Origin of the sequence: Lactiplantibacillus daoliensis (assembly GCF_005405005.1) — a bacterium.
Lineage (GTDB): Bacteria > Bacillota > Bacilli > Lactobacillales > Lactobacillaceae > Lactiplantibacillus > Lactiplantibacillus daoliensis.
Window position 1 is genome coordinate 297,426 of the sequence record NZ_BJDH01000003.1, and the last position, 24,485, is coordinate 321,910.

At 44.0% G+C, this 24,485-nt stretch carries 26 protein-coding genes and 1 pseudogene; 21 read left to right on the plus strand and 6 right to left on the minus strand.

Going from position 1 to position 24,485, the window contains the following annotated elements; genetic code table 11:
* Position 1 precedes the first annotated feature (1 nt).
* On the plus strand, positions 2-1,363 hold the full coding sequence (locus tag FFM64_RS05645; protein ID WP_137607024.1) for a PTS sugar transporter subunit IIC: 1,362 nt from the start codon (positions 2-4) through the stop codon (positions 1,361-1,363).
* Between the two features lie 57 nt (positions 1,364-1,420).
* On the opposite strand, the gene FFM64_RS05650 is transcribed toward FFM64_RS05645, so the two are convergent.
* Complete coding sequence (locus FFM64_RS05650; protein ID WP_137607025.1) at positions 1,421-2,011, minus strand: TetR/AcrR family transcriptional regulator; 591 nt, start codon at positions 2,009-2,011, stop codon at positions 1,421-1,423.
* Between the two features lie 86 nt (positions 2,012-2,097).
* Here FFM64_RS05650 and FFM64_RS05655 point away from each other — a divergent pair, with 86 nt between their 5' ends.
* From FFM64_RS05655 to FFM64_RS05685, 7 genes are all read left to right on the plus strand, one after another.
* Positions 2,098-3,531: a DHA2 family efflux MFS transporter permease subunit gene (locus tag FFM64_RS05655; protein WP_223876903.1), complete on the plus strand. Its 1,434-nt coding sequence runs from the start codon at positions 2,098-2,100 to the stop codon at positions 3,529-3,531.
* Positions 3,525-4,211, plus strand: a complete 687-nt coding sequence (locus FFM64_RS05660) for a DUF4811 domain-containing protein (protein WP_137607026.1) — start codon at positions 3,525-3,527, stop codon at positions 4,209-4,211. Before FFM64_RS05655 ends, FFM64_RS05660 begins: the two co-directional genes overlap by 7 nt.
* A gap of 252 nt (positions 4,212-4,463) precedes the next feature.
* Entirely contained in the window at positions 4,464-6,503 is a 2,040-nt protein-coding gene (locus FFM64_RS05665; protein ID WP_137607077.1) for a heavy metal translocating P-type ATPase, read from the plus strand.
* Positions 6,504-6,594: 91 nt separating this feature from the next.
* Positions 6,595-7,584, plus strand: coding sequence for a choloylglycine hydrolase family protein (locus FFM64_RS05670; RefSeq protein WP_137607027.1), 990 nt, complete (start codon positions 6,595-6,597; stop codon positions 7,582-7,584).
* Positions 7,585-7,820: 236 nt separating this feature from the next.
* Positions 7,821-8,498, plus strand: a complete 678-nt coding sequence (locus FFM64_RS05675) for a VIT1/CCC1 transporter family protein (protein ID WP_137607028.1) — start codon at positions 7,821-7,823, stop codon at positions 8,496-8,498.
* 24 nt (positions 8,499-8,522) lie between these two features.
* The gene (locus FFM64_RS05680; RefSeq protein WP_137607029.1) at positions 8,523-9,224 is read left to right on the plus strand and encodes a VIT1/CCC1 transporter family protein; all 702 of its coding nucleotides are present in this window, start codon (positions 8,523-8,525) and stop codon (positions 9,222-9,224) included.
* Positions 9,225-9,401: 177 nt separating this feature from the next.
* Positions 9,402-10,292: a DMT family transporter gene (locus FFM64_RS05685; protein ID WP_137607078.1), complete on the plus strand. Its 891-nt coding sequence runs from the start codon at positions 9,402-9,404 to the stop codon at positions 10,290-10,292.
* 80 nt (positions 10,293-10,372) lie between these two features.
* Here the strand turns inward: FFM64_RS05685 and FFM64_RS05690 are convergent, their stop codons facing one another.
* Entirely contained in the window at positions 10,373-11,494 is a 1,122-nt protein-coding gene (locus FFM64_RS05690; RefSeq protein ID WP_137607030.1) for an NAD(P)-dependent alcohol dehydrogenase, read from the minus strand.
* A gap of 245 nt (positions 11,495-11,739) precedes the next feature.
* Here FFM64_RS05690 and FFM64_RS05695 point away from each other — a divergent pair, with 245 nt between their 5' ends.
* Positions 11,740-12,372: a uracil-DNA glycosylase gene (locus FFM64_RS05695; RefSeq protein WP_137607031.1), complete on the plus strand. Its 633-nt coding sequence runs from the start codon at positions 11,740-11,742 to the stop codon at positions 12,370-12,372.
* A 71-nt stretch (positions 12,373-12,443) separates the two neighbouring features.
* Here FFM64_RS05695 and FFM64_RS05700 read toward each other — a convergent pair whose 3' ends face one another.
* Positions 12,444-12,902 (minus strand): GNAT family N-acetyltransferase, encoded by a 459-nt coding sequence (locus tag FFM64_RS05700; RefSeq protein WP_137607032.1) that lies wholly within the window; start codon positions 12,900-12,902, stop codon positions 12,444-12,446.
* A 213-nt stretch (positions 12,903-13,115) separates the two neighbouring features.
* Positions 13,116-13,754 (minus strand): SDR family oxidoreductase, encoded by a 639-nt coding sequence (locus FFM64_RS05705; protein ID WP_137607033.1) that lies wholly within the window; start codon positions 13,752-13,754, stop codon positions 13,116-13,118.
* 164 nt (positions 13,755-13,918) lie between these two features.
* Here FFM64_RS05705 and FFM64_RS12315 point away from each other — a divergent pair, with 164 nt between their 5' ends.
* From FFM64_RS12315 to FFM64_RS05740, 8 genes and pseudogenes are all read left to right on the plus strand, one after another.
* Positions 13,919-14,062 (plus strand): hypothetical protein, encoded by a 144-nt coding sequence (locus FFM64_RS12315; protein ID WP_171000307.1) that lies wholly within the window; start codon positions 13,919-13,921, stop codon positions 14,060-14,062.
* 124 nt (positions 14,063-14,186) lie between these two features.
* Positions 14,187-14,525, plus strand: a complete 339-nt coding sequence (locus FFM64_RS05710; RefSeq protein ID WP_137607034.1) for a hypothetical protein — start codon at positions 14,187-14,189, stop codon at positions 14,523-14,525.
* Positions 14,526-14,627: 102 nt separating this feature from the next.
* Positions 14,628-15,071: an Hsp20/alpha crystallin family protein gene (locus FFM64_RS05715; protein ID WP_137607035.1), complete on the plus strand. Its 444-nt coding sequence runs from the start codon at positions 14,628-14,630 to the stop codon at positions 15,069-15,071.
* Between the two features lie 316 nt (positions 15,072-15,387).
* Entirely contained in the window at positions 15,388-15,894 is a 507-nt protein-coding gene (locus FFM64_RS05720; protein ID WP_137607036.1) for a putative immunity protein, read from the plus strand.
* Between the two features lie 33 nt (positions 15,895-15,927).
* Positions 15,928-16,296 carry a hypothetical protein gene (locus FFM64_RS05725; RefSeq protein ID WP_137607037.1) on the plus strand — a complete coding sequence of 123 codons (369 nt, stop codon included), beginning with the start codon at positions 15,928-15,930 and terminating at the stop codon, positions 16,294-16,296.
* Between the two features lie 332 nt (positions 16,297-16,628).
* Positions 16,629-17,776, plus strand: a pseudogene (locus FFM64_RS05730) (RNA-guided endonuclease InsQ/TnpB family protein).
* A gap of 201 nt (positions 17,777-17,977) precedes the next feature.
* Positions 17,978-19,084: an A/G-specific adenine glycosylase gene (gene mutY / locus FFM64_RS05735; protein WP_137607038.1), complete on the plus strand. Its 1,107-nt coding sequence runs from the start codon at positions 17,978-17,980 to the stop codon at positions 19,082-19,084.
* 98 nt (positions 19,085-19,182) lie between these two features.
* Positions 19,183-19,506: a hypothetical protein gene (locus tag FFM64_RS05740; RefSeq protein WP_137607039.1), complete on the plus strand. Its 324-nt coding sequence runs from the start codon at positions 19,183-19,185 to the stop codon at positions 19,504-19,506.
* A gap of 408 nt (positions 19,507-19,914) precedes the next feature.
* Here the strand turns inward: FFM64_RS05740 and FFM64_RS05745 are convergent, their stop codons facing one another.
* The gene (locus FFM64_RS05745; protein WP_137607040.1) at positions 19,915-20,553 is read right to left on the minus strand and encodes a DNA-3-methyladenine glycosylase; all 639 of its coding nucleotides are present in this window, start codon (positions 20,551-20,553) and stop codon (positions 19,915-19,917) included.
* Between the two features lie 38 nt (positions 20,554-20,591).
* Here FFM64_RS05745 and FFM64_RS05750 point away from each other — a divergent pair, with 38 nt between their 5' ends.
* Both FFM64_RS05750 and FFM64_RS05755 read left to right on the plus strand, forming a co-directional pair.
* Positions 20,592-20,954, plus strand: coding sequence for a DUF488 domain-containing protein (locus FFM64_RS05750; protein ID WP_137607079.1), 363 nt, complete (start codon positions 20,592-20,594; stop codon positions 20,952-20,954).
* A gap of 220 nt (positions 20,955-21,174) precedes the next feature.
* Entirely contained in the window at positions 21,175-21,579 is a 405-nt protein-coding gene (locus FFM64_RS05755; protein WP_137607041.1) for a Spx/MgsR family RNA polymerase-binding regulatory protein, read from the plus strand.
* A 189-nt stretch (positions 21,580-21,768) separates the two neighbouring features.
* Here the strand turns inward: FFM64_RS05755 and FFM64_RS05760 are convergent, their stop codons facing one another.
* Positions 21,769-22,269 carry a phosphatidylglycerophosphatase A family protein gene (locus FFM64_RS05760; protein WP_137607042.1) on the minus strand — a complete coding sequence of 167 codons (501 nt, stop codon included), beginning with the start codon at positions 22,267-22,269 and terminating at the stop codon, positions 21,769-21,771.
* Between the two features lie 192 nt (positions 22,270-22,461).
* On the opposite strand from FFM64_RS05760, the gene FFM64_RS05765 reads away from it, so the two are divergent.
* Positions 22,462-23,355, plus strand: a complete 894-nt coding sequence (locus FFM64_RS05765) for an alpha/beta hydrolase (RefSeq protein WP_223876904.1) — start codon at positions 22,462-22,464, stop codon at positions 23,353-23,355.
* Between the two features lie 56 nt (positions 23,356-23,411).
* The gene (locus FFM64_RS05770; protein ID WP_137607044.1) at positions 23,412-24,401 is read left to right on the plus strand and encodes a 2-hydroxyacid dehydrogenase family protein; all 990 of its coding nucleotides are present in this window, start codon (positions 23,412-23,414) and stop codon (positions 24,399-24,401) included.
* Positions 24,402-24,485 lie beyond the last annotated feature (84 nt).

Genomic DNA, 24,485 nt, shown 5'->3' on the forward strand with positions numbered 1-24,485 from the left:
TATGGGCGATTTTATGAATAACAAAGTCTTACCACCGATAATGAAGTTCGTAAACACCAAAGCCATCACTGCTCTGAAAAATGGGATGCTTTTCACCTTACCATTTATCATGATTGGCTCGGTGTTCTTGATCTTAGCCCAGTTGCCTGTTGCTTCATGGGCGGCGTGGATGACCAAGACCGGATTATCAGCAATTTGTATGCAGATTTATAATGCGTCATTTGGCGTCATGTCAATCTTCGCCGTTTCGGGGATTGCGTACGTTTGGGTTAAAGATGACGGTTTTGATCCATTACCAGCCGGATTAACCGCATTAGTCAGTTTCTTAATTATTCAGCGGCCTACAACTGCCATTATGATTAATGGCAAAATTGCAGTTACCGCAGCTCAGGCGCCACAAGTCCAAATGATTGACCGGACTTGGTTAGGCGGCCAAGGCATGATTGCAGCTATTATTATTGGTTTAATTACTGGTTGGATTTACTCATGGTTCTTAAAACGCGATATTCGGATTAAATTACCAGAACAAGTTCCAGCTGCTGTTGCCGGTTCATTTACGGCTTTAATTCCAGCAACTGCCATTACCGTTGGTTGGTTAGTCGTTTATGGGTTGTTCGATGTCTTCGGCAACACAACTTTCATCGAATTCATTTACAAAGTTGTTCAAACACCACTACAAGGGTTGACTGATACCTTTGGTGGAATGTTGGTTATTGCGTTACTCATTCCATTGTTCTGGTTCTTCGGGGTTCACGGTGCCGTTATTATTGGCGGTATCATGGGACCGTTATTGCAAGCTAACTCATTAGCTAACGCTAAGATTACTGCTGCTGGTAACATTGCTTCTGCTAGCAACGGTGGGCATATTGTGACGCAATCATTACTTGATCAATTCGGGACGGTTACTGGTTCTGGGATGACGTTTGGTTTGGTTGTCTTCATGGTCTTCTTTGCAAAGTCACAACAAATGAAATCAATTGGTCGTTTAGGGATTGGGACTGGGATCTTTAATATTAACGAACCTGTTCTCTTTGGGACCCCAATTGTTATGAACCCACTCTTGGCCGCACCATTTATCTTGATGCCAGCCATTTCAATGGGTGCCACTTATCTTGCCATTAAGTTTGGGGTTATCCCATACTTCCGTGGACCAATGGTACCTTGGACCACGCCGCCAATTATTTCAGGTTTATTAGTTGGTGACTGGCGGACTGCTGTATGGCAAGCTGGGATGATCGTGCTATCCTTCTTCGTTTACTGGCCATTTGCTCGTAAACAAGATGCCATCCTCTACAAACAAGAACAAGCTAAGTTACAAGCTGAAGCCGACGAAACTGCCGGTGAAGGTGTGAAAGCAAACTAAAATTTATTTAAAAAAGACAGTCACGAAAAGTCCAATCGGATTTTCCGTGACTGTTTTTTATCTTGTTAAGACGGGTAATAAAATATCGTCAACTAATGACTGGACAGCTGCTTGATCATAGGGGCGTTCACTCAAAATATAGGACAATAGTAGCAGGGTTGGTTGTCCTTTTGCCGCTGCGGGCAGGTGTTCCGGAGTAGTCTTTAAGTCACCACGTGCCGCTGCATGCGCCAAGATCTTGGTTAAGAAGCGCTGAAAATAATTATCATTCAGAAAATCAAATTTAACGCTAGAAACATTCGGCAGTAAATCTAAAGCGATGGCTTTAAGATTGTGACTGCCAATCACTTGAATTGCTGGTAGTGGGAGTTGCATCAGTGCAATGAGATCGTTACGAAAATTGCCGGTGTCTGGTAACTCGTGCTGGACTAATTCAGGGTGGGATTGAAAATAACGTTTGGCGGCCGCCGTAATGACTGCCATTTTAGTGTCCCAGCGGCGATAAATAGCATTTTTATTAGTGTGCGCGGCAGTAGCGATTTGAGCCATCGTCATCTGATCATACCCGTTTGTTTGCATAATTTTAAAAGCTGCGTCTAAGATGGCCGCTTCAAGTTCTGGGCCACGTTTGCGATGTTCAGTTGGCAATTTAAGTCACCACTCTCTTGTGTTTTTAGGAAAAGCGTGTATTATCTCTAATTAGGTACCACAAGTACCTTAAAGGAGAGATATAAATGAAGTCACGTGAAAGTACGGCTGTTACGGCGTCTGAGGCCGGACAGATGAATATGAAGGCTGCTTTTATCATGATCTTTGTCATGATGGCGCCAATGTTAGATACAACAATGACGAACATTGGAGTTAACACTATTCTGAAAGATTTGAACTCGACTGTCAATAGTATTCAGTGGGTAACCTCGGCCTATGTTTTGGCTCTAGGTCTCGCAGTTCCACTAGCAGGTTGGCTCGTTGATCAATTTTCTGGGAAACGATTAATGGCATTGGCTCAATTGGCTTTTCTAATTGGCTCACTGGCTTCTGGAGTCGCCATGAATGTGCCGACGTTGTTAATTGGCCGAATTATCCAAGGTGCGGCCGCTGGTATTATTATTCCGTTGGCAACGACGTTAATGATTCGCATGGCACAAGGGCAAAATTTAGGCCAGTTAATGTCCGTGGTTGGGCTGCCGATCGTGTTTGCTCCAATTTTAGGACCAACGGTGGGTGGCGCTCTAATTAAGTTTTGGAGCTGGCACTGGTTATTCTATATTAATATTCCGTTAGTTGTGATCGCGCTGGTTTTAGTTGAATGCTATTTACCCAAGTTTATGCCCCAACAGTCAACGCAGAAACCTTTTGATTGGATTGGCTTTATCTTGATTGTTGGCGGGTTTGCTGGTCTGATTGTCGCGGTGACTAACTTCAGCCAAAATGATATTTTTGGCAAATTAAGTGTGTTGGCACCGGGATTAGTTGGCTTGGATTGTCTGTTAGGCTATGTGGTATATGCCGTCAACTGGCCACAGCAAGCCCTCTTACCAATCAAATTATTTAAGAATGCACACTTTGCTGCTTCAACGGTACTACTATCGATGTCTGGACTAATGGTCAATGGTGCGATGTTTGCGTTGCCCTTATTTTTACAAAATATTCGGCATTTGAGTGTGATCATGACCGGTGTTTATTTGATTGCGCTGGGAGCTGGCATGTTAGTGACACGAACACAGGTCGGTAAAATCACAGATACGTACGGCGCTAAATGGGTTGTCGTTATTTCATTAATCATGGCCGTTGTGACGACATTACCGTTTGCGTATTTTACGAAAAGCACCCCAAATTGGTTGATCTTGACAATGCTATTTTTGATGGGGCTCAGCCGCAGTGGGGTGACGATTCCAATTATGAGTGATAGTTATACAGGCTTAGCACCAGTACTAATCCCAGAGGCGACGGTGACAACGCGGATGGCCCAAAATATTGGTGGATCCATTGCGACTGCAATTTTAGCAGCAGTTATCGCGAGTTATGAAGGGAATAACATTGCCACGGCAACCATGTTGAGTGCGGCTTACTACCATACCTTCATCTGGATTGCAGTTGGAACGGCCGTAGCGGTTATTCCAGCGCTATTCTTGAGTGTCAAAACGAGGGAGGTCACAACATGTTAATAATGATCATGGTTTTGGCGGGCGGCCTAGCCGGTTGGTTATTAGTGACACACCACCAACGCTGGGGAAGTCTAATGATGGTTGTGATGTTATGCTGCCAAGGGATAATCTTATTGGATACGCAGTACCATTATGGGGCAACCGTTAAACCTCAGACGGTAACCAGCAAAATTGCCCCAGTGACACAGATCAAGGGTAATCAGGTATTGGTCACTAAACAGGTGGAACAAGGCAAGACGGCGTATACAGCCTATGCCACTCGCGAGCCGCAGACACAGCGGCTTGACTTGGTGCTAAATCGGCAAAAACGGGTGCGACTAGTTACCGGAGTTCCTGCCAAGCAGGTGGCGAAGGTGACTAGAACTTGGCACTATTACTATCAAAAAACGAGTCTAAAGTGGTTGTTTGCAGGTGTGACTACTGCTGGTCAAAAGCAGCGCCAGACGGTGACCTATCAATTATCGGACCAGTGGCAAGTTTTAACGCGGCGCCAATTAACCCAGCTGGGCAAGCAGTTAAAGCAAACCGCGACGCAAGCACAGCTACAAGCAGTTGTGACTAAACACGTGCGCCAGCAAATTCAAGCCCATCCGCAATTAGCTAGTCAGCAAGCCGAGCTAGTGAAGCAGACAGAGCAAATCGCTGTGCGTCAATTAATCGAAAAAGTGCGCCAAGATTAAAGGCAATCCTTCGAAAAAAGTGCCACTTGGTAGGGCAATTAACAAATGGTAATGTCCGCTTTAGTTAGGTAATCCCTATCTTTAGTCAATGTACGTTGTGGGTTCCACTTGTTGGCAATATTATTTTTTCAATCCAATCTCTTGACTTTTATCGTTTACGATTGTAAACTTTAGTCATAAATTACAAATGTAAACGGCATAAGTTTGATTGTCGGGGAGGTTGTTATTATGAATAAAGCAGAAATGAACGATATGAAAGATATGGACTCAGCTAAGGACATGAGCAAGATGGACATGTCAGATATGGACATGGATATGGGTGGCGGCCAAATGATGCACATGGGAAACTTGAAACGGAAGTTCTGGGTCTCCTTAATCTTAACCATTCCGATTCTCTTGATGAGTCCGATGATGGGGATGCGGTTACCGTTCCAATTCATTAGCCATCCATGGACGGACTATCTCGCTGCCATTATTGGGACAATTGTCTTCATCTATGGTGGACAACCATTCTTCAGTGGTGCCAAGGCCGAATTAGCCAACAAGAAGCCAGCGATGATGACACTGATTGCCATGGGGATCGGCGTTGCCTTTGTTTACAGTATCTACGCCGTCATTGCGAATAATATTTTAAATGTGACGCCACAAGTGACTGATTTCTTCTGGGAATTGACGACTTTGATCGATATCATGCTGTTAGGACACTGGATTGAAATGGATACGGTCATGAATGCCGGTTCTGCTGTTGATAATTTAGCCAAATTGTTGCCAAGTTCCGCGCACAAAGTGGTTAACGGCGAAACGAAAGATGTTGATGTTTCAGAATTAGTTAAAGACGACCATATTCAAGTTCGCGCTGGTGAAAAGATTCCAGCCGATGGGGTGATCGTTAGTGGGAATACTTCAGTTAACGAATCCATGGTCACTGGTGAAGCGCGGTTAGTTGAAAAAGGTCCAGATGGTAAAGTCGTTGGTGGTTCTGTCAACGGTGAAGGGACCTTTGAAATGCGGGTCACTGGGACTGGTGAGACAGGTTATTTAGCACAAGTCATGAAGTTGGTCACAGATGCACAAGCAGCCAAATCGGATCAAGAAAATATGGCCGATCGCGTTGCTGGATTATTGTTCTATGCTGCTTTAACGGTGGCGATCGTGGCCTTTGTCGTTTGGATGCTCGTGGGTAACTTAGCCTTGGCTCTTTCAATTGCGGTCACTGTCTTAGTAATTGCCTGCCCACATGCCCTTGGATTGGCGGTACCTTTAGTTGTTGCGCGTAGTACGGCGATTGCGGCCAGTCATGGGTTGCTCATTCGGAATCGGGATGCGATGGAACAAGTCAAAAAACTAAATTATGCGTTGATGGATAAGACCGGGACGTTAACGGCTGGTAACTTTAAAGTTGCTGAATATGAGAGTACAGATTCAAAAATTAAAGCCGACGATGTCTTAACAATCATGGCTAGCTTGGAAAATGGCTCAAGTCATCCCTTAGCAGTCGGTATCTTAAACGCAGCCAAAGCACAAAAATTAACGATTCCGGAAGCAACGGATGGTCATCAAATTACCGGTGTGGGGTTAAGCGGGACCGTTAATGGTCAAACGTACGAAATCGTGTCAGCGGCTTATTTGGACAAACAAAAATTAGCTTATGACCAAGCTGCCTTTAATCGGCTGGCTTCAGCTGGAAACTCGGTTAGTTTCTTAGTTCAAGATCAACACGTTTTAGGCTATGTCGCCCAAGGGGATCAAATCAAGCCAGAATCCAAGAATTTGATTGACAGTTTAAAGGCACAGAAGATTACGCCAGTGATGTTAACTGGTGATAATGAAAAGAGTGCTCAAGTCGTTGCGAAACAACTGGGAATTACCGAAGTTCATGCTAGTTTATTGCCTGAAGATAAAGCTAAATTGGTTAAGCAATATCAGAGTGATGGCAGCCATGTCATGATGATTGGTGATGGCGTCAATGATGCGCCTAGCTTGGCTAGTGCCGAAATTGGGGTCGCCATTGGTTCTGGGACGGATGTTGCCATCGACTCTGCGGATGTGGTCTTGGTTAAGAGCAATCCCAACGATGTCGTTGAATTCCTAGAATTAGCTCGGCAAACGACGCGGAAGATGACCCAAAACCTCTGGTGGGGAGCTGGTTACAACGTCATCACGATTCCATTAGCAGCTGGTGTCTTAGCGCCAGTCGGGTTTATTTTGAACCCAATGGTCGGGGCGGCTGTGATGGGCTTAAGTACAGTGGTCGTGGCGATTAACGCGATGACCTTGCATATTAAAGATTAAACTGATAGCCGTAAATTAATTGTCGCAAATGCGTGTAACTCCTTGGTTAAGGTGCTAAAATAATAGTATTGAAATCAAGGAAGTGAGTCCCATGTGTACAAGTTTAACGTATCAAACTACGGGTGGTGATCAATTTTTAGCCCGAACAATGGATTTTGCTTTTGAACTTGGTGGTCGGCCAGTGGTTATTCCTCGGCAACACCACTTTACCAGTGTCACCAATGCAGACGGATTTGACGCACCTTATAGTTTCGCAGGAACTGGACGGGATCTCGATGGTTATATCCTTGTCGATGGTGTGAACGAATATGGTGTCAGTGCGGCCGCACTGTACTTTTCTGGTCAAGCCCATTACGCGACGGAACCAGTTGACGGTCAAATCAATTTAGCACCACATGAAGTGATTATGTGGATTCTTGGTAACGTTAAGAGTACTGCTGAATTAGGTGACCGTTTAGCTGATTTAACAATTACGGAATCAGCTGCGCCATTGTTAAACATCGTGGTGCCATTACATTGGATCATTAGTGATCGTGACGGTAACACGTTTGTTTTGGAACAAGAAGCTGATGGGATGCACTTTATGAAGAATCCGGTCGGGGTCATGACTAATTCACCAGACTTTGACTGGCATTTGAAGAATTTGAGTAACTATGTGGAACTGCAACCAGAACCACACGCCGTTAATCGCAAATATGGCGATTTAACGATCAACGCCTTTGGCCCTGGAACTGGTGCTTTAGGGATGCCTGGGGACTACACGTCACCATCACGATTTATCCGGACCGTCTTTAATCGTGAACATACTGAAGCCGTTGAGACGGATGGCGAAGCGGTCAATGCTTTGTCACACATGTTAAATTCCGTTGAAATTCCTAAAGGGGTCAAGATTAAAGCGGATGGCTCTGCTGATTATACGCAGTATCGGTCTTATATGAGCATGGCGGAACCTGCGTTCTACATGCAACCATATGATGATCAGACGATTACGCGGGTCGCTTTAACCGAAGAACTCATGACTGCCGCAAAACCAACTGAATTTCCATTGGCAGCAGCACAACAATTTAAAGCAGTAAATTAGGGTATGGAGCGTCTAACTGATGATGGTTAGGCGTTTTTTTGCGCCATTTTTTTGATTGATAGTCAAGCCTTTCAAGTTTTAGTTAATTTAACAAAAGAATGAAATTGATGGTACACTTGAATGGAATTTAGGGATACATAACTTTTTATTTGAAAACGACTTGCTATTTCATCAGAAAAGGAATAATATTTACCAGGTAAGAACCATTATAAAGTAGCTGATGGGGGTTAGCAAAAATGAAACGAAAAATGACTTTAGCGCAACGCGTTAACATTTTACGGGCGAGTGTGATGGGTGCCAATGATGGTATCTTATCCGTTGCGGGGATTGTTGTCGGGGTCGCCGGCGCAACCACCAATAGCTATTCGATCTTAATTTCTGGATTAGCGGGGATGCTAGCAGGGACGATCTCCATGGCCATGGGCGAGTATGTGTCGGTCAATACCCAAAAGGATGCCCAAAAAATGGCGATTAAACGCCAAAAAGCTGCACTAGCTGATGACTATGACGCCGAGAGCGCGATGGTGACCCAAAAGTACGTTGATCAGGGAATTAGTGTGCCGTTAGCGCAACAGGCGACTAAAGAAATGATGCAAGATGACGCGTTGGTGACGACTGTTCGGGAACGCTATGGCTTTAATCCGAGTGAATTTATTAGTCCATATGCGGCCGGAATTGCCTCAATGATTTCATTTCCAACCGGCTCAATTTTGCCATTAGTCTCAATTACTTTCTTCCCACCACGGATCAAAGTCTTGGCAACCGTCATTGCGGTGGCCGTGGCTTTGGCAATTACGGGTTATTCCGCGGCCATCTTAGGGAATGCTGATCGCAAGCATAGCGTTATTCGCAATGTGGTCGCTGGTTTATTGACGATGTTAGTGACCTATTTTATCGGTCACCTATTTGCCTAGTGAGAATTGAGAGGGAGTCAGTAAATGATTATGTCAAAAACCAAGCCCAAAGATAAGGGCAAGCAAACCATGGACGAGAAGCTGAATACGTTGCGGGCAGGCGTCCTAGGTTCTAATGATGGTATTTTAACTGTTGTTGGTGTTCTATTCAGTGTTGCCGCAGCGACTAGCAATCAATTTACAATTTTTATTGCCGGGTTATCAGACTTACTTGCCTGCGCCTTTTCGATGGCGTCAGGGGAGTATGCCTCGGTCAGTACACAAAAAGATACGGAAAAAGCCGTAGTCGAAAAAGAACGTCAGTTGTTGAAAACAGACTTTGATGGTGAACTAGCAGCAGTTAAGCGACACTATATGACGCTTGGCGTGACGGAAGCAACTGCGCTTGCAATTGGGAAAGACCTGCTCGCTAAGAAGCCACTAGAAACGGTTGTTAGCATTAAGTATGATATGAAGTTAGGCCATTATATGAATCCCTGGGATGCGGCCTTTTCATCACTATTTTCTGCTTCAGCCGGAGGAATCTTTCCTTTATTTGCGATGACCTTCTTACCAACGGCGCTGAAATGGCCAGGGACGATTGTCGCGGTGTCATTATCAGTGGCATTGACGGGTTATTTGTCAGCGGTTCTCGGCAAAGGTAACGTTAAAACAGCGGTAACACGCAACGTCATTGTTGGGATTATTACCATGTTTATTCATTACTATGTTGGGACGCTATTCTAAAATATTAATATTAAATAATTGATATAACGGATTTGCCAATTTTGGTTGAATCCGCTATTTTTATTGAAAATTTGCGACAAATTTTCAGTGAGTTTTAATCAAGCCCCGGTATAATATTGCCATTAATTGATTAATTGGGGTAAACGAGAATTGAAAACTAAAACTAAAAGTCGTTACATGCAAGGGATCATGTGGGCGATGTTGGCATCGACACTCTGGGGGATCTCTGGAACGGTCATGCAATTTGTATCACAGAATCAGGCCATTCCAGCCGATTGGTTCTTATCCGTGCGGACCTTGTCTGCCGGAGTTATTTTATTAGCAATTGGTGCGGTACAGCAAGGCCGCGGTATTTTTAAGGTGTTCCATTCCTGGGCGTCGGTTGGCCAGTTGGTTGCGTATGCGACCCTAGGTTTGATGGCGAACATGTATACGTTCTACGTGAGTATTGAAAAAGGGACTGCGGCAGCAGCCACGATTTTACAATATTTAAGCCCATTGTTTATCGTGTTAGGTACTTTGGCATTTAAGCGCGAGTGGCCATTGCGAACAGATATGATTGCCTTTGGCGTGTCACTGTTGGGTGTCTTTCTGGCGATTACACGTGGCAACATCCACGAATTAGCCATCCCAATGGACGCACTAGTTTGGGGTGTGTTATCTGGGGTAACCGCAGCGCTTTATGTTGTGTTGCCACGGAAAATTGTTGCAGAAAATTCACCAGTCGTTATTTTAGGTTGGGGGACGTTGATCGCCGGTATTCTGTTTAACTTGTATCACCCGCTTTGGCGAGGGGCGCCGAAAATCACGCCAAGCTTGGTGTTATCAATTGGCGCAATCGTGTTAATTGGGACGATTTTTGCCTTTTTATCATTATTACACAGTCTCCAATTTGCGCCATCGGCCGTGGTCAGTATCGTGGACGCGGTTCAGCCGGTGGTGACCTTTATCCTGAGCATTATTTTCTTAGGCCTAAAAGTCAGCTTGATTGAAATTATCGGTTCTGTACTGGTCGTCTTTGCGATTTATATTTTGCAACGTTTTCGGAGTGACCCAGATTCGGACTAAGGACAATCAAAAAAGGTATTGCTATCCGTATTTTGGGAATAGCAATACCTTTTTGAGTCTTAAAAGCGTCAGACTGTTTTTTAAGCTTCTGGTTGATAGCTTTCATCGATAATTAAGACTGGTTTGATCGTCTTACCACTAACGGAGTCGGCGTTAGCTTCATTGATTTGATCAAATTTGTAGAACTTTTCAGTCTTTTCAAATGGGAACATACCATGTTTGTAGAAGTCAATTAACCGAGGAACGTCGACTTGTGGAATTGAATCACCCATGTTAACGCCAATGACTTTTTTGTCATCAACACAGAGGTCGTTCCATGAACTGATGGTAATATTCTTGGCAGTGACGGCAATTAATGCAGCGGTACCACCTTGAGCCAGGGAATGAATAGCGGAGACCATTACGGGTTCAACACCGGTTGTATCAACGGTAAAGTCGACACCATAGCCGTTGGTCAATTTCTTGATGGCGGCAACGGGATCTTCGTTTTTACTGTTGATCGTGTGGGTGGCACCGAGTTCCTTAGCTAAGGTGAGCCGATCGTCCACAATATCTACGGCGATGACTTCTGTACAACCTGAAATCTTGCCGGCCATCATTGCGGCTAAACCAACTGCACCGGTCCCGAAGACCGCAATCGTTTGACCTGGGCGTGGTTGTAATGTATTCAAAACAGTGCCACTACCTGTGACATAGCCACAGCCTAAAGGTCCAAGGCGACGTAAGTCTAAGTCTTTATCAACTTTAACGGCGTTACGTTGGTCGACGACGGTATGAGTCGTAAATGAAGACTGGTCAAACATATCGCTGACGTGATGACCATTTTCTTGGAAGTGGTCGCTACCATCAGGACGAGTTCCGCTTAAGTTATAGTCAGCGTAGTTCCGGCACTTCGTTGGCATCCCTTTCAAACAGTTATCACAAGTACCGTCTGCATAAAAGGACATGACGATATGGTCGCCAACGGCAAAATTTTTAACTTGTGCGCCGATTTTTTCAACAATACCAGAACCTTCATGGCCTAAGATAACGGGATAACCGAGAGAAGCATCGCCCTTGCGGATAGCTTCGTCGGAATGGCAGATACCACTGGCGACTAACTTAACTTGTAAATCAGTTGGTCCCATGTCGGCTAGTTCAATATCATCTTTAATGACAAATGGATCGTTGACTTGATCAACTACGGCTGCTTTAATTTTCATAATAACAAGTCCTCACTTTTAAAATTTGTTTCGTATGTAAAACGCTTACAATTTATATTGTGACACATCACACAATCTCAATCAAGCCTGTGGCAATTTAGTGGAATCAGCTATGAATGCTGATTTGTCGGTGCTTTTGACATGACACCTGTACATTTGGTACAAAAGTTCTGTAGATTTGACGCCGGATGTTTGGCGGGGTAACTTAGTATTAAGTCTATTAATTAACAAGTGGAGGAATCGCAATGGCAACGTTATTGACGGCGGAACAACAGGCACAAGGCCGCGAATTACTGACTCAGTTTGATCATTTAGAAGGGTATGTGCCGGGCGAAGGGTCACTTGATCCGGTGCTCGTCATGGTTTCAGAGGCGCCAGGTCGAGTCGAAGTCGCAGTTGGTCATCCGTTTCAAGGGCCGGCGGGAACTGAATTAAATCGTTGGTTGACAGAATTGAACCTAACGCGGGATCAGATTTATTTGACGGGAGCGGTGCGGTCACGTCCGGTAAAGCTCGGGGCGACCGGTCGTAAAAGTGACCGGCGACCAACGCGTGCCGAAGTAGAAGCCAGCGCGCCATGGTTAGATGCGGAACTAGCGCAATTACAAGGCCATTTGCTGGTGCCATTGGGCAATACGGGATTACAACGCTTGCTTGGTCCGCAAGCTAAGATCAGTGCGGTTCATGGACAAATCGTAAAAGCACCGATCCGGCAATGGTCAGTTCAGGATCAGCGGTTTGTCTTGTCGGGGAGTGATTATTCGATCTTCCCGTTATATCATCCGTCTTACAGTCGGCGGTTCAAGAAGATTTTACCAACCGTTGAAGCAGATTTAGCGGTCTTAAAACAGTATTTGCAAGCTAAGCAATTGGTCTAAAAAAGCTCAGAAATCTTTCTCGATTTCTGAGCTTTTTTGAGGGCTCTTTTCATGTTTGAACCAGCCGCGCCTTAAGCAAGAACCAACGCGCGTGCTGGGGCTTGCATTTTAATGACTTCCGCACCAAGGTCGGTGAATGGCTCGCCTTGTGTGGTTAAGCCGAATTTTTCATAAAATTTCTGAACTTGAGTTTGGGCATCGATTTCAATGGTTGCTGTCGCATAGTGAACCTTCAAAATTGCCATGACGTGATTCATTAATTGCTTGCCGAGGCCAGTACCACGGTAGCTGCTGTCGGTAGTAATACGACCAAATGTCACGAGACCATCATGCTCATAAATTCGTGCGTAGGCGACGAGTTGACTGCCATCATAGGCAAACACGTGGCGGGCTTCAAAATCAGTATTATCAGGATCTTGGTAACTACGCGCTTGTTCCTGAACGAACGTCTTTGCACGTAACTGGTAAATATCGTGTAACTGGGTGGTCGTTAGACCGTTGAATTTTTTAACAAACCATTTTAAGTTCATGGGTAAAACCTCCTTGAAAACTGGATCAGAAAATCCAAGATTTTTTCAAATTGAGTTTACAATTTAACACCCGTGTTTTATCTCGTCAACTTGAAAGGACTCTGATTTTAAAAGCCTGATTTCATAGGGCCAAAAATGAAAAATAAATTAAAAAATCTACCATCATTACAAGATAAATAATGACGGTAGATTTTGATCAATTGTATTAGTTTATTAATACCAGGCTGGCTTATCGCCATCGGTATTTGGTTTGTTAACGCCAAGGGACTCACGGACACCCTCGGTAGGATTTTCGGCGAGCTTAACGACTAAGGCCGCAATACTCTTTCGTGAAACTTCGGTTCCCTTAAAGGCATCATGACGACCGGTGGTTTCATAGTCGATTTCGTCTTTGTTCGTCAGCCAAGCTGGGCGAATAATCGTGTAGTCCAAGTCAGAGTTCTCTAAAACTTCGGCTGCGCTATAGTAAGTTGTCAGGTAACTCCCTAAGGTGTCGTTATTCCACTGACCGAATTTACCAGGTACTTCATCGTAAATTCCTAAGGTTGAAATCCAGATGAGTCGTTTGAGACCAGTGGCGTGCATCGCTTTCAAAACGGTTTCGGCTTGGGCTTTGATATTTTGACCAGCCAAGTTAGCGTAAACCACATCTTGGCCTTGCATCGCTTGAGTCAATTTGTCGGCATCCGTCGTATCACCATCAATGATGTTAACTCGGTCTGATTTCAAATCAGCCACACGTTGCGCATTACGTAAGTAAAGTGTGAGTTCTGTATCTGCCTGAGCTAAAAATTGTTGTTCGGCTAACCGGGCGATTTGGCCAGCGGCACCGAGGATCAGTACTTTTGTCATAATATCCCCTCCTGAATGTCTTAACTGTAAATCTTATAATTACAGAATGCAAGTTGTAAGTCTCAAAACTTTTGAGGCAAAATTGTGTCACTTCTTAAAAATAGCACTATAATAAACTTGTAACGGACGATGGTTCCGTTTCCAAGACAAAAGAGGCGAGTCTCATGGCACAAAAGCTTAGCAAGGAACAAAAAAAGGCTATGATTCAAAAAGCTGAAGAAGAACGTGCAAAGCATCCAAAGCAAAAGAATGGCGTTTCCGGTTTTGAAACGATCGATGAAGATGCTAAGAAATTATCTAATAACTAATTTCTGACGCTCAATGATATCAGGTCAATCACATTCTCTGTGATTGACCTGATTTTTTTGGCTAAAGATAGCCGTCCCGTTACGTCCGCTGTATAATATTAGTTAACGGATGGGGGTGGTTTGTATGGATAAATTTACGACTTTTATTGCCACGCTGGATCAAACGCTCGCGCAAGAAACTTGTTCGTCCACCGCGTTAGTGTATGTACCGGTGACGTTCAGTTATCGTGATCAGCACCTACAAGTTGAAATTAATATGTTACAAACGTCCTTTAATCAGGGCGATAATGCCTACGCGGTTCCAGATATCTTGGATCGGATTCGGATGCTAGTTGGTCTTGAATTGGCTGACCGACCGCAATCGCGTTGGCCTCGTCAAAGTTCGACTAAGAATTTGACAATCACGCCGCATAAAGTCGTGCGGATTATCCCGGTCGACATGAGCGTTTACCAAGTAGATTAAAGTTGAAATTAGCACTCTTAATGATTGAGTGCTAAATTCTTGCAATCAAGGTTCAAATGATTAGGATAGAAACTGTAAACAAGTTGAAAGGGTGATTAAGATATGGCTAACGATATGATGAATTGGCACAATGATTTATTTGATCGATTTAATGATCTGACTAAGATGGATGATTTGGTAAATGGTTTGGAACGTTCATTTTCAGGCAACTTTGGGGCTAGTTCAGTTTTAAAGACTGACATCAAGGAAACTGACGAACAATATGAGATGCACGTTGATGTTCCTGGCATTAAGAAGGATGACATTGCTTTGAAGTATCGTGATGGCAACTTATCGATTGCGGTCAAACGTGATAGCATTAGCGATGACAGCGATAAGGATGGTAACATCATTGCTAGTGAACGCCGGACTGGTCGCTTTGGGCGTCAATATGCTTTGCCAGATGTTGATGCTGCTAAAATTGAAGCCCATTATGAAGATGGGGTTTTGAAGTTAACGTTGCCTAAGAAGGCTGCGGCTGATACGCACCACATTGAAATTCAATAAAAAACGTGAGACGGTACCCCGAGTAATGCTACTTGGAGGCCGCCTTTTTTTAGAAATAAGCGCTAATCTAGGGTGTTAAAATGAACATTTAAATTTGAGAGTTGAAGATTTGATGTGATTTGATCTTTAGTTGCCCAAAGTGGCTGATTTTCTGGTACAATGCATTAATATCAGTCGCATAAGCGATAATTGCCAATTAGTTATTAGGTTGACTTGTGAACAGGCACCTGACTAAGGGGCCTGTTTAGCGGTAGTAGCGACTGGTAGAACAGTTATTTTGAATAGTCGTAGGAGCAGAAGAAAGTAGGAATGCGTGATGACGGAAGGTTTTAGACCGAGTCACCCTAAGATATCGATTGACGATGACCCTGGAATACGGTCCCAAATCGAAGGGTTAACTGGTGAACTCTCACAACAACAACTCGCCAAATGGGCGTTGATTATCGCGAAAAAAGCGATGCAGTATGTCGATGACAATCAAAAGCGTGATCGCCAATTACGGTTAGCGATTGACGCCAATGAATTGTGGCAGGTCAATTTAGCAAGTGTCTATCAAGTTCGGCAAGCCAGCGCCAAGGTTGACGCGATGATTGCAGACAGTACGAGCTCGATTGGCGCTGCGGCTTTGGAATGTATTAGTTGGGCAATTGCGTCCGCTTATGTCGATGAAAATGCATTACGGGCGGCGGATCAGGGCATTAAATTAATCAATTTAACGCAACCTAATGATCCAACGGCGGTGACGACTGAACGGCAATGGCAATATCAACAGCTGGCTGGTTTAGTCCAGAACATTAATTTGGGATTGCGGCATATGTTATAATTCTCACAGGATTTAAGTTAGGTGGGGAATTTTATGTCAACCGAAGCACATGCGGAAGCTAAGGAAGAGTTGTTACGTCAATATCAAGAAATCGTGACTAAGTATTTAACGAATATTCAGGAAACGGTGGATGCTGACGCGCATTTTAAATTAAAAAACGAATTAGGTTTTAACTATTTTGTCGATTACTTGTTTTTATCAAATGTTTGTTATCAAGCAAGTTTAGATATTTTAAATAATGAAGATCAAAAGTATCCAGAATCTAATGATCGGTTAGCAACAGTGATCGTTAAGTATCCTGAATATATGACATTAGCAGTCTTTAACGCAGATTTTCAAGATGCGAGTGTTACTGATCATTATGAAAAAACTTTAGTTGATTTAGCTGATCGATTAGAATAGTTAATGGTCACGCCACGAGCCCTGTTTAATGGGGTGCGTGGCGTTTTTAGGAGAAAGCAATCATTAACTAAAACGTAGAAATATGTAGAAGAGAATACCAAGCACCCACAGATAGTAAATATGGAGGTGTGTGCTTGATAACGATTAAAGCTAGTGACTTGGCGTCACAGTTCGAATATTGTAAAAATTTGTAAGATGTCTTTCCTAAATAGAGTCGTTTTATTTATACCACCTTGATGATCAAATCACTGACATTGGCAGTCGCCTAAATTATAATTAGAAGTGTGCTTACAAACTAACAGACAACACTAATTTGGGTGGTGACGATGCTGATGATCCGAACACAAAAGGTAAGGCTTTACCCTAATCGTCATATGACAAAGGTGCTCGATAGCCTTTGCGATTATCGGAGGTATTGTTGGAATGAGGGATTGGCTACTTGGAATGATATGTATGAGTTGCATACGCTAGATTCAAATAGTCCTTACCCGAGTGCTTATTCAGTTCGGAATGAGTTAGTTGCGAATAAAGCCGATTGGCAGTATGAATTGTCAGCACGTACCTTGCAATTAGCAATTGCTGATTTAGGCAATGCTTGGCAAAATTTCTTTGATAAATCACAAACTGATTGGGGTAAACCAACATTCAAGTCAAAGAAGGTCGCTCGACAGGGATTCAAAACCGACCGAGCTAAAATTGTGGCTGGAAAACTTCGATTGGATAAACCACGTGGTACTAAAGACTGGTATGACATCAGGATTAGTAAACACGCTGACTTGTCAGGCGCCCTAAAAGTAGTCAGTATTTATCGTGAAAATGGCAAATACTGGGCTAGTCTGCCTTTAGAAGTGGAACTAAAGGCCAAACTACGAACTGGTGATAATTCAGCTGTTGATGTGAATGTCGGTCATTTAAACTATACTGCCGGTATTGTTGATACTTTACCGAAACGATTACGTAAGTTGTACCTGCGAATCAAGTTTTATCAAAAGCGGTTAGCTCGTAAGCGCGTCATGAATGGTAATAAAGCAACCAAGAGTAGTCGTTACGTTGCAATGAGAGCCAAATTACAACGTGATTATCGTAAAGTTGCTAATATCCAACATGACATCATGCAAAAGCTTACGACGAAGCTTGTCAACAATTACGATAAGATTGTGATTGAAGACTTGCCGTTAAAGCTATGCAGATGAGCCACGTTGCTTCTAAAGGTTTGCAGCGTTCAATGTTCGGCTACTTCCGGCAGATATTAACTTATAAATGTGACTGGTACGGTAAAAAACTGATACTGGCAGATCGACAGTATCCTTCAACCCAGCGTTGCTCAAAGTGTGGTCATAGCAAGTCTGGGGACGACAAAATCACGCTCCAGGGTAATGAGACACATCGGACTAAGCATAATGAATATGTTTGTTATAGTTGTGGCGCAGTACTCGAGCGTGATGAAAATGCCGTTGCTAATCTACTAGCTTTAATCTAAAAAATAACAACTTAACGGGGCTGGCTAAGTCCTTAAGCTGTCATAGTTGGTCAATGTGATTACCCCCTAGTGGAATATCGGAATACCGGCGTAATAAACGGCAGCAAGTAAAATCAAGAAAGGAAATATGTAACCTTTCTGAATGTGGAAATCAGTAATGTTCTTCTACATTTCTCCATATCTTGCATAGCAGGCAGTAAAATGATCGAGTGGCCACCAGAAAAAATCAAAGACTTTCAAACCACCTTGCTAAATTGGTATGATGACGCGGGCCGTGACTTGCCGTGGCGGCAAGATCACGAGCCATACCATGTGTGGGTCTCGGAAATTATGTTACAACAAACGCAGGTGCAAACAGTTATCCCTTATTATCAACGGTTTATGAAGTGGTTTCCAACGGTTACCGCCTTAGCTCAGGCACCCGAGGAACGGCTCTTAAAGGCATGGGAAGGCTTAGGGTACTATTCCCGAGTCCGTAACATGCAACGCTGTGCGCGGCAGTTGCTGGCCGATTATGACGGTCAGTGGCCACAGACGGCTGCCGAGCTGAGTGACTTGATCGGCATTGGACCATATACAGCGGGCGCTATTGCTAGTATTGCTTTCAATGAGCCGGTGCCGGCGGTGGATGGGAACGCCTATCGTGTGTTTAGTCGATTGTTAGAAATTGATGCTGATATCACTAAGCCAGGGACGCGCGAAATTTTTGAGGACGTCATCAGTCAACTCATTTCTAAAGAACGGCCGGGTGACTTTAATCAGGCGATTATGGACTTGGGAGCGAGTTATATGACTGCTCGCCAACCGGACACGGCGCACTCACCTGTGAAAAGATTTAACCAAGCCTATTTGGATGGTAAAGAACTGGATTATCCGGTGCGGACGAAAAAGCCACGACCACAGCCAATCGACTACGTGGCTGTCGTGACCAAAATGGGTCCAGATTGGCTGATGGCGCAGCGGAGTAGCAAAGGGATGTTGGCCAATCTGTGGACGGTGCCACTAATCAAGCTGTCAGACTTGGATTTGGCGGAAGATTATACAGTGAATGAACTAATCACGGCGACGGTAGCCTATTTTAAGCGCGACTATCAGTTAGATTTAACCGCTGAAGCATTAGCGGTTCGCCCGGTGACGCATACCTTTACGCACCAAAAGTGGACGATTCAATTGTTGACAGGTCAAGTTGTGCCAGCTGATTTAGCCTTTTTTGCCGGTAAGACTGTCAGTGCAACGGCACTAGCTCAGTTACCGATGCCGAAAGTTCAGACTAAAATTTGGGACCGATATCACAGTAGTCAAGGCTAGTGAGCGGCCGTTCCCCGCAATGTATTGAGAGTGTGTTAAACTATTAGCAACTAATCATTAGTGCGGAAAACTGGCTATAATTAACGGAGGGCGACCACATGCTTAATATATTTGATATCGTTAAGTTAACTAAGATAAATCATCAGGAAGTGGACAGTAATCAAGTTGTTGTGACGGATGGTAATGGCAAGCCCAATGCGGTTTTGACGGAATTACTCAATGACGTTATCGGCAATCTGCGACTATTTGTCAACATGGCGGAAGTATACTCAGTTGATGATCTCTTGCAAGCTTTATCAGCCCACACACCGTTACCGAGTGATGTTCTTGAAGAATATGAAAAAGTATTACGTGAACCAATTTATGGCATCAACTTTGTGCCAAAGCGTGGTCAGGTTGAAGTGGTCGTTGGTGAAGGGTAATGACGACTAATTGAGGGCTAAAAGTTATTAATTTGTCACTTCCAGTTGTTGCTGATAACATGCGGACGAGGGACCGATCCAAGCCTTAGGGACGTCTTGAACCTCGCCCGAAAGCTTTGCCAATACCGCAAATCTCCCGGACCGTCCGTGGTGTAAGGCCGGCAAAAAGCGCCGCTCAGACACCCCCTGCACGTCCGATGTTATCAGCAACAACCTCCAGCTAAGTCAGTAGTTATTTTTGACTGACGAAGCGCTGAATTTAGACGTAAAGGTCACTGGTGCTGCGACAGTTGTGATGTTTTTGAGTCTTTCAACCTTTAGCTGCTAAAAAATCCAGTCTAACTAAGCCGTAGTTGGTTCAGTTAGACTGGATTTTTTGACCAAACGAAGTACTAACACCGTTCTCGACTATTTTACCCAGCCGTGGTCTGACTGCCAATCTCGCTTCTTAATATCACTAAGATAAGGATTGCCAGCCACCACAAAGCGGAGTGGCAATTGTCCACTGGCAGCGTCGGGATTTACCCCAACTCGGGGTAAGGCGAGAATTTGGCGTGGCACTTTTCGTTCGCTAAGGCCGATAGCGAACTGGCTATCATTAATTGGCATCAAATTCATGGCTTGATCCTGAATGCCAAGTGCTTGCATGAGTTTGCCGGGACCATTCGTGACTAGCACGCCATTTTTGCCACGATTCTTAACGAGTTGTGCAGGGTTGCGACTGGGCTCAATCGCACGAATTAAGACGCCTTCTGGGGCTTCAGCCGGTTGCGTCACGATATCCAATAAATAATTGGCCCGTAATCGGTAGATATAAAGGGTTCCCGGACCGCGATAGAGTGGCTCGCTGAAAGCACTGCGGCGTCCTTTAAAGGCGTGCGCGGCGGTATCGTTGGTTCCCAAGTAAGCTTCGGTCTCAACAATAAAACCACCTACTGTAATTTCGGGAGTGCGATATAATAGTGTTGTACCCAATAAAGACTGGGCAATGTCAGTTGTCGACCGACCAGTAAAATAGTCGGCGGTTGCAAATTTTGATTGAGACAAGATAATTCCTCGAATTCTAAAGATTGAAGATGATGGTGTTGATGTTAAAGTTAGAACGAATTTATACCAAGCCAGCTGATTTGGATGGCTACCGGATTTTGGTTGATCGGCTGTGGCCGCGCGGTATCTCAAAAGTGAATGCCCATTTGGATGACTGGGCCAAAGAAATGGGGCCAACGACTGAGCTACGGAAGTGGTTTAATCATGAGCCTGCTAAATATCCTGAATTTCAAAAGCGTTATCAGGCAGAGATTGAGTCTAATCCAATGACGGCTGAGTTTGTAAAAAAAGTAACTGAACAACTCAAACAAACGAATGTAATTTTATTATACGGCGCAAAGGATGAACAGCGCAACCAAGCCGTTGTTTTGATGGCTTACTTACAAGATAAGGCTCAATGACCACTGCTTTTATAGTTATTTATTTATAATAGCAATTATAAAACGAGTATTATTCATTTTATAAACTGCGCACATCAAATTATTTTTATTATTTTCTTGAAAACGCTAGCAATTAGACCGAAATTTTGCTATGATTAGGTTGTTAATTAATGACGTCAACTATTACAGTGCACAATAATGGGGGTTGCATTGTTAGGCAAGCAAGATTGGGGATAATAAAATGATAAACTTATGTGTGTTACCTAGTACCGCAAGTTGTCGAAAAGCCCATCGCTGGTTATTAGAGCATCGAATCCCGTTCCATGAACGGAATATGAATGCACAGCCATTGACTGAAGTTGAAATTAAACATTTGCTACAGTACACGTACGATGGGATTGATGATTTAATTAGCACCAAGTCGAATGCGTACCAACAATTAAGTCGGACAACACCGATTGAAGACATGTCGCTGAGTGAAGCGGTTCATGTTTTGAGTCAAACGCCACAGTTATTACGACGGCCAATTATTTTTGATGACCATCGTTTGTTATGTGGTTTCAATCAGGATGAGATTCGGATGTTTATTCCACGAGATCAGCGTGTCCTGAAGATGAAGTCATTGTCGGAACATCAAATGGCCTAAAGCTAGTGCGGTTGAATGTGACTGACTAATTTTGGGATAAACTTTTAAACTAAAAGAACGTTAATTGACCTCATAAACTGATGAGGACAGTTAACGTTCCTTTTCTTTTATAACAATCCCGGTATAAATGGTGATTTGGGAGGGAAAGGTTACCAGTAATAATTGTACATTGCTGGTAACCACAATTAGTTAAGCATACTTATGGGCAATTTTAGCAGCGACGGCAGCGGCGATGGCCCCAACAAGATCGTCAATAAAAGTATTCACAACGCCTGATTTATCGGTATCTAGCTTTTTAATGACGCCTTCTTTGACTTTATCGACATAACCGTAATTGGTCACACCAATCGTCCCATAAATATTCGCCATGTTTAAGGCTAAACCTTCGTCAACCCCAAATACACCAGCATCGCTAGCAACAATCGTCTGCAAAGGCTCTTTGAGTTGACCCTCTGTGGCTAGCCGATCTAATTCCAGTGCGACCATGGCGTTGTTGAGAAGTTCCCGTTTATGAAGGACTTCTTTGGTTTCAAGTTCGCATTCGTCAATGGTTAGATTAGGAACATAGTTGATCTGTAAATTATAGGTGATTTGGGCAATTTCTTTATAGGTGATGCCTTTAACGGCCAAGGCCTTGATGACGAAATCATAAGCTGCCTTATCCGGATATTTAAAATTTTTATCGTACATAATTTCCTCCAAGTGATCAGACTGTTGGTTAAAAAGTTGGACTTACTGATACACGTTTAATTATAAGCGTGTTGGGCCGAAAACGGTATCGAAGGTGCCTGTGATTGTGCGCGATAAAGATAATAATTGAGATTTGATTTGAATCGGTTAGAATAGAAAGGGTGAACATAATAGGGAGAGCGAAAAATTTTGGTGAAACGGTTTAGAACGGTGCTTCAATTTCTACTGTTGGCCTTTGTAATCGGGACGGCAGTTGTTTTAATTGGTGCCCGCAATAGTGATCCCAAAATTACAAAGGTGACGAGTCAATTAGCTCCCACGTCGGCAGCTAGACTCAGCAATCAGTATCAAAAAACGAAGACCGCAACGATATTTTTACATGGCTACAATGGTGGCGCTAGTTCAACGAATTACTTGATCAAGCACGCTGAAAAATCAGGCGCGGCGCAAAAAGCGTTAGTCGTCCATGTTTATAAGAATGGTGTCATGGCCTTCAAGGGTTATTGGCATCAGTCACTTAAGAACCCAATGATTCAGGTGATTTTTCAAGATAATCATGCCACCCAGAAAGCGCAGATTTATTGGTTACACCAAGTTTTAGTCCAGCTAAAGTCCAGATATGGCGTTGATCGCTACAATGCGGTTGGTCATTCACTGGGTGCTAACGATATTGTGAACCAAGCGTTGAAGTACGGGCATGATCATCGAGTGCCAACTTTGAACAAAATTGTGACGATTGGTGGGCCGTTTGATGGATTGACGGGTTATTTAAATGCTGAAACGGAACGGCAAGTGCGGCAAATGACGGCTAAGCCAATTCGATTCACCAGTCACTTTGCAGCGATGTTGAAGCAACGGCAGAATTTTCCCAACAACGTTAAGATGTTGAACGTGATCGGGGATACCAATGATGGGTTTAACAATGATGGTTATGTCGGCGTTGCGTCGGCCCGGTCAATTGGTTATGTCTTGAAGCATAAATTGGCGACCTATAAGGAACAGTTCTATAGTGGTTCGACCGCCGCCCACTGTGCATTGAATCAGAATCCACGAGTTGCAAAAGCAATGATTTCATTTTTATGGTAAGTCACGTTGAGCCGGCCGCTTTAGTGGCGGCTCTTTTTTGAAAGGAAGCAATTCAATTGGCAAAAATTTTTATCTCAGCAGCAATTCCAGCTAGTGGGATTACCAGCCTACAACAGGCCGGGTATCAACCAGCAATTTATCAAGGTAACGGATTAATTTCACATGCGGAGCTGATTGCTGGTGTGGCAGACGCTGAAGTATTGATTACGCCCCTATCAACGCAAGTTGACCGTGATGTGATCGACCATGCGCCCAATCTAAAGTTAATTGCCAATTTTGGCGCCGGGTTTAATAATATTGATGTGAACTATGCGGCCAATCAAGCGATTGCGGTGACGAATACACCCGGTGTGTCAACCGCTAGCACGGCAGAGGTTACCGTTGGACTGATTTTGGCGTTAATGCACCGACTGGTTGAAGGCGATCAGGTCATGCGGACGACTGGTTTTGATGGCTGGGCACCATTGTTTTTCTTGGGTCATGAAGTCAAAGGGAAGACGTTGGGAATTATCGGGATGGGTGCCATTGGTCAAGCGGTAGCGAAACGCTTGCATGCCTTTGGGATGAATATTATCTACACACAACGGCATCCTTTAAATGTGTTCACTGCTAGTAAGACGGATGCAACGGATGTTTCCTTGGAAGAGTTGCTGAAGACCGCGGATGTTGTGAGTTTACACGCCCCATTAACGAGTGAGACCCAGCATTTGATAGGGACCGACCAGTTAGCACTGATGAAGCCAACTGCGTATTTGATTAACGCGGCGCGGGGCCCATTAGTTGATGAACATGCTTTATTGGCTGCATTACAACAAGGACAACTCGCAGGGGCAGCATTGGATGTTTATGAAACGGAACCGACTTTAACGCCAGGTTTTGCTGATTTGAAAAATGTCGTCTTAACACCGCACATTGGTAATGCTACGGTTGAAGCACGGGACGCAATGGCCAAAATTGTCACCGACAATGCCATTGCGGTTTTAAATGATGAGATGCCCCGAGCCGTCGTAAATGGCGTCAAAGCCCCAGTAAAACCACGGGATTAATTAGTTCGTTTTTCACTCTGGTTGGTCCAAAATCGGCTGGAACGTGGTGGCCGCGTTTGGAAGCCAAGGAGCGGTCTTCCAAGC